Source organism: uncultured Clostridium sp. (assembly GCF_947036855.1).
Lineage (GTDB): Bacteria > Bacillota > Clostridia > Clostridiales > Clostridiaceae > Sarcina.
Map to the genome: position 1 here is coordinate 1 of NZ_CAMQRY010000112.1, position 7,746 is coordinate 7,746.

A 7,746-nucleotide genomic window follows, 5' to 3' on the forward strand; every position below is an offset into this window, starting at 1 on the left:
ATAAGCTTTAGATGTTGCAATAACCTCATCAAGCATTGGTGCTTTTTCAATTTTTTCCTTATCCATTTCAACAGCAAATACAATTCCATATGGTAACATATCTTTTCTTTCAATCACCTCTCCATAATTTTCTTTATGCCGACCTCTTTTTTCGTAGTAAAACTCATCTTTCATTTCAGTTATACCAACTAAATTTGCTCCATAAAACTTTGCATATGCCTTTAATTTTTCAGTAAACTCACTAATATTATCTATATACTTTCTATCTTTATTTACTTCCCCATCTGAAAAACTCTTTATATCTGATAAAAATTCAAATGGTGCACTTGCAAATGGTGAATATAATTCATCATACGTTCTAGTACCTTTTGAACATAAATTAGGTTTTTTTCTTATTTCATCATCTATAACCTTCTTTTCTGGATTTCTTTTATAATAATCTTTATATTCATTACTTCCTACGTTATAAGACATCCTTGCAAACATAGTATCTCTTTCATCTACTCTTTTCATATATTTCCCCCATAATAGTTATTATAATAACTATTATAATATAAAAAAACGATAACAAAGATTAAATCTTTGTTATCGTTTTTTGAATTATAAAGCTGCGATAGCTGTAAGAATTCCAAGTGCTACAGTTGATATATATATTATTATAAGAACTGTTTTTTCCCATTTCTTAAGTGCATGTTTCTTTGGAAGCGCCTTCCATCCTAAGGCTATTAAGAATCCTAAAACTATAGGTAATAATAGTGAATTAAGAATTTCAACACCAAGTGTTAACTGTATAAGTCCCATTCCTGAAACAACTATTCCTGCTGCAATAATAATTACCACTGCATATATACCATAGAATACAGGTGCTTCTGACCACTTATTATCTAAACTACATGGTACTCTAAGCATTTCTCCAAGCGCCCATGATATAGCTAGTGAAACAACTATCGCTGCTATTAAAGCTGCTCCTGCCATTCCTAGTGCAAATAATATTTTACCTACAAATACTCCAACAAATGGTGAAATTGCATTAACTATATCCCCAACTCCATTTAATGAAGTACCAGGATGAGCTTTACCAATTGTTGCTGCCACAAGTATTAAAACTGCTGCCATTATAACCTGAGTTAAAATAGAACCTACCATTGTATCTATTCGTGTAAATCTTAAATTTTTCTCTGTAAGTTTTTTATCTACAACAGCACTTTGTTGATAGAAAATCATCCAAGGCATAATAACTGCTCCAACGTTAGCTGATATTAAAAGCCAATATCCACCATTATGCAGAGGTTGTTGCCCTGCTTGTACTACCATCTGATGTATATCTGGTTTTGCCATAAAAGCTGCTACTAAAAATACTAATTCAAATAAACCAACAAATATTGCTATTTTTTCTACTCTTTTATATTTTCCAAGACCTGTAATTATTATAAGTCCAACTGCTGCAAGTGGTATACTTACCCATTTCGAAACTCCAAATATAAGTCCAACTCCAAGTATTCCTGTAAATTCTGTAACTAGCGCTCCAATCGCTGCCACAAGTAATGTAATAACCGATATCCACTCCCAATACTTACCGAAAGTTTCTCTTATTAACTCACCATGACCTTTTCCTGTAAGGATACCAAGTCTATTTGTAAGTTCTTGTACAAAATAAAGTATAGGTATTAATATTATTTGTAGTGCTAATAATCTATACCCCCATACTGCTCCTGATTGAGCTGCTGTAATAACTGATCCCGCATCAGTGTCCGCTAACATAACTGTTAATCCTGGACCTACTGTAGCAAGAAGCATAAATAGTCTTTTCTTATTAAAAGGCTTACGCGTTGCTTCCATAATATAATTCCTCCAAATTTTTATTTCCCGTATTTATTTCTCTCGTTCCCACTTGATTAAGATTATCACTTGGGAAGTTTTATTGCAAACATTACAATTTCTTTATTTCTAATATTATTATCAATAAAGAATATTTCTCACTAACTATTAACAGTAAATTAATTAAACTAATAATTTACTGCTATTTTTTATATCAAACTCTTAAATATTTAACTTAATCACTATTTTATTTTTCACTTTATATAACTTTTTATTTTAATTCAATAATTCCACTTTTGTAACTATTGTTTGATAAATGTATTTTTTTTGTATTATTAAGACAAAAAAAAGATATAAATCATCAAAATGATTTATACCTTTCTCTTATTTCATTTTTAAACTTGAACTAACTTTGGGGAATAGTTGATTATAAAACTCATCAAATCCACCATCTTCTAATACTACATCTGTATCATCATTTATATAAAACTTACTCATCGTTTGTACAATTAAATCAAATTTCTTAATATTATTTTCCTCTAAAAGCACCTCATATAAATATGCTAAATGATTCTGCATATACTCTTGCATTTCTTTTAGCTCAGTATCACTAATTTTTCCTTCTTCATATAAATCTTTTATTTTTCCATTTTTAAAAATAAAATAAGTTGATGCCTTTGATATTTTGGCTATATGTTCTTTAGCTAATTGTTTTTCCATTATAACTCTACACTTCCTTTATATCTTTACACTAAGTTTTTCCTAGTTTCTCTATTAATTTAACTACATATTTAAGATAAATTCAACACTCACTCTACTATCTCATACTTATTGTACAAATAGTATGCTCATTTATCAGCTAAAAAAAGACTAGATTTAATAGCTAAATCTAGTCCATTTTACTTATTTATTAATAGTTTTCTCTTTATTATTCTCTTTTATGAATTTTGTTAAATCATCAAATAATATATTTTTCTTACCATTTAAATATGATGCAAGCAGTGGAACCATAAATAATGGACCAACACTACCAGCAATTATATCTTCCATTGTATCCATAAGACTTCCACCTTGTGAATTAAGCCCTAGCAATCTATCACCTGCAAACTCCCACATTTCCCATATTGCAGTCATAGCAATTGCGAATATAAGAGCATAAGTAATAATAAGTATTGGCTTCACATTGCTTGTCTCACAATTATTTTGTAAAAGAAATAACATATATGCAACTAAGAAAATTACTATTCCTGATACTGCATGTAGAAATAAATCCCACCATGAAAATTTCCCATAATAATTTTGGACTTTTCCAAGAAACATTGAAATAAATATAAAGAACTGAACTAAAAAATTTAAAAATGGTGAAACCTTAAATTTAAATATTCTCATAACAACCCTTGGAAGTATCATTACCCCTATTGTCATAGCTCCATTTATAACATAATTTTGCTCCCCTGATAGTATTCCATAAATCATATATCCCGCAGTTAGCAGATACACTATAAACTCAAAAATAATATCATATGTAAACTTTCTTTTCATAAAATAATCCCCCCATTAATTTACTTATTTATAAGCTCTAACTTATTTGCTCTAGTTAATTTTTTTATTGCATATTCTCTTTTTTGTGCACTGACTTTATCTTCAAATTCTTCAAAATACACAAGTTTTACTGGTATTCTTGCCCTTGTATACTTTGCTCCCTTTCCACTATTATGAACTATAACTCGCTTTTCTAAATTATTAGTCCATCCAGTATACAAAGTTTTATCCACGCACTCCAGAATATATGTATAATTCATAATTTTCTATCTCCTTATATATCCTATATTTTAATTATAAGCTATATTTCTACAATTTTCTGATAATTTTCTGTTAAATTTCCATTTAAACTCTATATAACAAAAAACTGTATAAGCTTTATCAGCCTATACAGTTTACTATTATGAATTTTTCTTTTCTTTTGCTATATAATATAGTGGTAATGCTAAAAATACTGTACCACCAATAAAATTACCCAGTGAAACCCAAAGTAAATTATGCACTGCACCACCTAAAGAAACTACATATCCACTAGCTGGCATCATAAGTGACATTGAAAAAAGTGTCATATTAGCTATACTATGTTCAAAACCTGCTGTTATGAAAGTATATAAACACCAGAATATCATTATAAGCTTTCCTGATTCACTTTTCATCTTATATGTGAACCATGCTGCAAGACAAACTAAAATATTACAAAGTATCCCTTTAAAGAATAATTCTGATGCAGAAGTTCCCATTTTCCCTTCTGCAGATTTTAATATATAATCTGCTACATAACTTGTTGCTGCATTTGACTGAACATAAATAAATGCTCCAATTACAGAACCTATAACATTTCCAATATAACTAGCTACAAGTATTTTTATCATATCAAGTACCGAAACCTTTTTATATAAAGCTCCTATTGTCATAACAAGTGAATTACTTGTAAATAAATCTACCCCAGCCATCATTACAAGACTAAGTGCTACACCAAATGACATCCCCATTATAATCTTAGTACCACCAAAATTTGCATGGTCAAGGATTCCTCCAACGCTATATAATAGCATAACTCCTAGACCAACAAAAAGACCACCTAATAAAGATATCATTATATATTTTAATATACCCTTATTATACAGTCCTATTTTTTTTTCTGCTGAATGACATACGGCGTCCATTTCCTCATTATACATTTTTTTATCCCCCCAAAATCATCTATTACATTTCATATTATAGTACTTTATGAAATTTTTAACAATCACTTTGGATATAAATTTATAATTTCCTTATGATTTTTTAACTTTTTCAATCTAAATTTAATAAAATTCATAATTATAATGCAAAAAAATAAGAAGCTACTTTTAAAATAGCTTCTTATTTTTAATTAAAACTCGTATAAATCTCCAAATAATTTCTCGATTATTTCTTCTTTATTCTTTTTATTAAGAGATGAGAAGAATAGTAATTCTTCATCTTTATCCATTTCCATAGTATCTCTAATTCTTTTTTCAGCTTTAAATAACTCGTTATTAGATATTTTATCTCTTTTTGTTGATACAATTTTACAATCATATCCATAATGTTTTATCCAATTATACATAAGTACATCATCTTCATTTGGAGTTCTTCTACAATCTAGTAATAACACAACTCTTTTAAGAGGAGCTCTTTCTAGTAAATAGTTTTCTATAGTTTGCCCCCAAGTTTCTTTTTCTGTCTTAGAAACCTTAGCATATCCATATCCTGGAAGGTCAACTAGGTGAATATCATCATTTAATAAGAAAAAGTTTATAAGCTTTGTCTTACCTGGAGTTTGACTGACTTTTGCAAGTCCTCTTCTATTAGTTAATGCATTTATTATTGATGATTTACCAACATTTGATCTACCAACGAATGCTATCTCTGGTAATCCTGTTTCTACATACTGTGATTTTTTAACTGCTGACGTTACAAATTCTGCTGTTTTAATTTTCATTTTCATTCTCCTATACTAGTGCATTTTTAAGCACTTCATCTATTTGTTTTGCTATTATTATGTTAAGCCCATCTTTAATTTTCTTTGGTATATCCTTTAAATCTTTCTCATTTTTACTTGGAATTATTATAGTTTTTATACCAATCCTTTTAGCTGCAAGACATTTTTCTTTAAGACCACCAATTGGTAATACATTACCAATTAAAGTAATCTCCCCAGTCATAGCCAAATCACCTTTAACCTTTCTGTTAGAAAGTGCTGAAACTAATGCTGTAGTCATTGTTACTCCTGCTGATGGACCATCTTTTGGAACTGCTCCTTCTGGAACATGAATGTGTATATCTTTATTTTTGTAAAAATCTTTATTTTCTATACCAAACTTTTCACAATTACTTCTAACTAAACTATATGATGCTTTTGCTGACTCTTTCATAACATCACCTAGTTTACCTGTAAGTTCAAGTTTACCAGTTCCATCCATAACATTAACTTCTACCGGTAGTGTATCTCCACCATACGCTGTCCATGCAAGTCCATTTACAATTCCAACCCTGTCCTCTGATATACTATCGTATGAATATATTCTATCACCTAAATACTTAGGTAGCATAGTAATTCCGACAGTTATTTTATTTTTATTTTTTTCTGCAAGTTGTCTCATAGCTTTTCTAACAATTTTAGCTATTACTCTATCAAGGCTTCTAACACCTGATTCTCTTGTATAATAATTTACAATCTCATTTATTACAGTATCAGATATATTTATAGAATTTAAGCTCATACCATGCTCTTTTAATACTTTTGGTATTAAATATTTCTTAGCAATATAGAATTTTTCATCATATGTATATCCTGATACATCAATAATCTCCATCCTATCTAAAAGAGGTCTTGGAATATTATCAAGACTATTAGCTGTTGCTATAAATGTAACATTACTAAGGTCTACATCAACTTCTAAATAATGATCTCTAAACTTATCATTTTGGTTTGTATCTAAAACCTCAAGCATTGCCGCTGATGGATCACCTTTATATTCACTTACCATTTTATCAAGTTCATCTAGTAAAAATACAGGATTCATGCTACCTGATTTCTTCAATGCTTCTATTATTCTACCTGGCATTGCTCCAACATATGTTTTTCTATGCCCTCTTATATCAGACTCATCCTTTATTCCACCAAGTGACATTCTAACAAAATCTTTATTAAGAGATTTGGCTATACTTGATGCAATTGAAGTTTTACCAACTCCCGGAGGTCCAACTAAGCATATAACAGGGCTTCTTAATGATTTACTAATTTTTTTAACAGCTAAATAATCAAGTATTCTTTCTTTAACGTCAATTAAACCATAATGATCATTATTTAATATTTTTTTAGCCTCTTTTATATCAATCGATTCCTTTTTAAGTTTTCCCCATGGTAATTCAAATAAAGAATCTAAATATGTTTGTACAACATTTCCTTCTTGACTACTTGCTGATAGTGCTTTTAGTCTAGATATTTCATATTTAGCTTTTTTTACGACACTAGCTGGTATCTTTTTGCTCTCAAGCTTTTTATTATAAGTAGCTATTTTTATTTTTTCTTCACTACCTTCACCAAGTTCGTCTTGAATAACCTTAAGTTGCTCTCTTAAATAAAATTCCTTTTGTGCCTTATCAGCTTTCTTATTAACTCTAGATTTTATCTTTTTCTCTAAAGCTATAATTTCCATCTCTTCTTTTATATGAACTAAAACTTTTTCAAGTCTTTCTTTCACATTAAGTGTTGCTAGTATTTCTTTTTTATTTACCTCATCAAATATAATATATGATGTAATTATATCAACTAATTTATCTGATGACTCAAGTGCATCTAAACTTCCCATAATCTCTTTTGATGGTGTTGATGTGATATTTAAAAATGCACTAAAAGCTTCTTTTATTTCTCTAACAAATGCCTCTAACTCAAAGTCTTCATCTATTTCATCATAAACCGTACTAATATCAGCTTTTATAAAATCATCTGAATCCATATATTCATTTATTTTACCTCTTGAAATTCCCTCAACCAAAACTCTTTTTGTTCCATCTGACAAATTAACTACTTGTTTTATAGTACATATAGTACCAATCTTTATCAAATCATCTATATTGGGTGATTCTACTTCATCATCTATTTGTGGAATTAAAAAGATTTCACTATCAAGTTCCATTGCATTTATAACCGCATTTGATGATTTTTTTCTACCTACATCAAAATAAGTTATCATACTTGGAAAAACAGACATGCCTCTAAGTGGAATAAGAGGAATAATTTTATTTTTTTCTTCCATTATAATTTCCCCTCCAACCTGTTTTATTTTTAATATAATTAATTGCGTATTGTGAACTACTCACCACTTAGCTAAAGCTTGAAGTGGGAGCTTCCTAGTCAAG

Annotated in this window: 8 protein-coding genes; all 8 read right to left on the bottom strand. The window is 29.1% G+C overall.

Annotated elements, in window-relative coordinates; all coding sequences use genetic code 11:
- On the bottom strand, positions 1 to 513 hold a 513-nt coding region (locus Q0V15_RS10310), incomplete at its 3' end, for a hypothetical protein (protein ID WP_367173770.1).
- Between the two features lie 87 nt (positions 514 to 600).
- Positions 601 to 1,839 carry an NRAMP family divalent metal transporter gene (locus tag Q0V15_RS10315; protein WP_297438687.1) on the bottom strand — a complete coding sequence of 413 codons (1,239 nt, stop codon included), beginning with the start codon at positions 1,837 to 1,839 and terminating at the stop codon, positions 601 to 603.
- 363 nt (positions 1,840 to 2,202) lie between these two features.
- Positions 2,203 to 2,538, bottom strand: a complete 336-nt coding sequence (locus Q0V15_RS10320; protein ID WP_297438689.1) for a hypothetical protein — start codon at positions 2,536 to 2,538, stop codon at positions 2,203 to 2,205.
- A 183-nt stretch (positions 2,539 to 2,721) separates the two neighbouring features.
- Entirely contained in the window at positions 2,722 to 3,360 is a 639-nt protein-coding gene (locus Q0V15_RS10325) for a hypothetical protein (RefSeq protein ID WP_297438691.1), read from the bottom strand.
- 20 nt (positions 3,361 to 3,380) lie between these two features.
- A complete protein-coding gene (locus tag Q0V15_RS10330; protein WP_297438693.1) occupies positions 3,381 to 3,620 on the bottom strand; it encodes a GIY-YIG nuclease family protein in 240 nt (79 codons plus the stop codon).
- 141 nt (positions 3,621 to 3,761) lie between these two features.
- Positions 3,762 to 4,541, bottom strand: coding sequence for a formate/nitrite transporter family protein (locus tag Q0V15_RS10335; RefSeq protein WP_297438695.1), 780 nt, complete (start codon positions 4,539 to 4,541; stop codon positions 3,762 to 3,764).
- 191 nt (positions 4,542 to 4,732) lie between these two features.
- Positions 4,733 to 5,323: a ribosome biogenesis GTP-binding protein YihA/YsxC gene (yihA, locus tag Q0V15_RS10340; protein WP_297438697.1), complete on the bottom strand. Its 591-nt coding sequence runs from the start codon at positions 5,321 to 5,323 to the stop codon at positions 4,733 to 4,735.
- Between the two features lie 10 nt (positions 5,324 to 5,333).
- Positions 5,334 to 7,643 (bottom strand): endopeptidase La, encoded by a 2,310-nt coding sequence (gene lon, locus Q0V15_RS10345; RefSeq protein WP_297438699.1) that lies wholly within the window; start codon positions 7,641 to 7,643, stop codon positions 5,334 to 5,336.
- Positions 7,644 to 7,746: the final 103 nt, after the last annotated feature.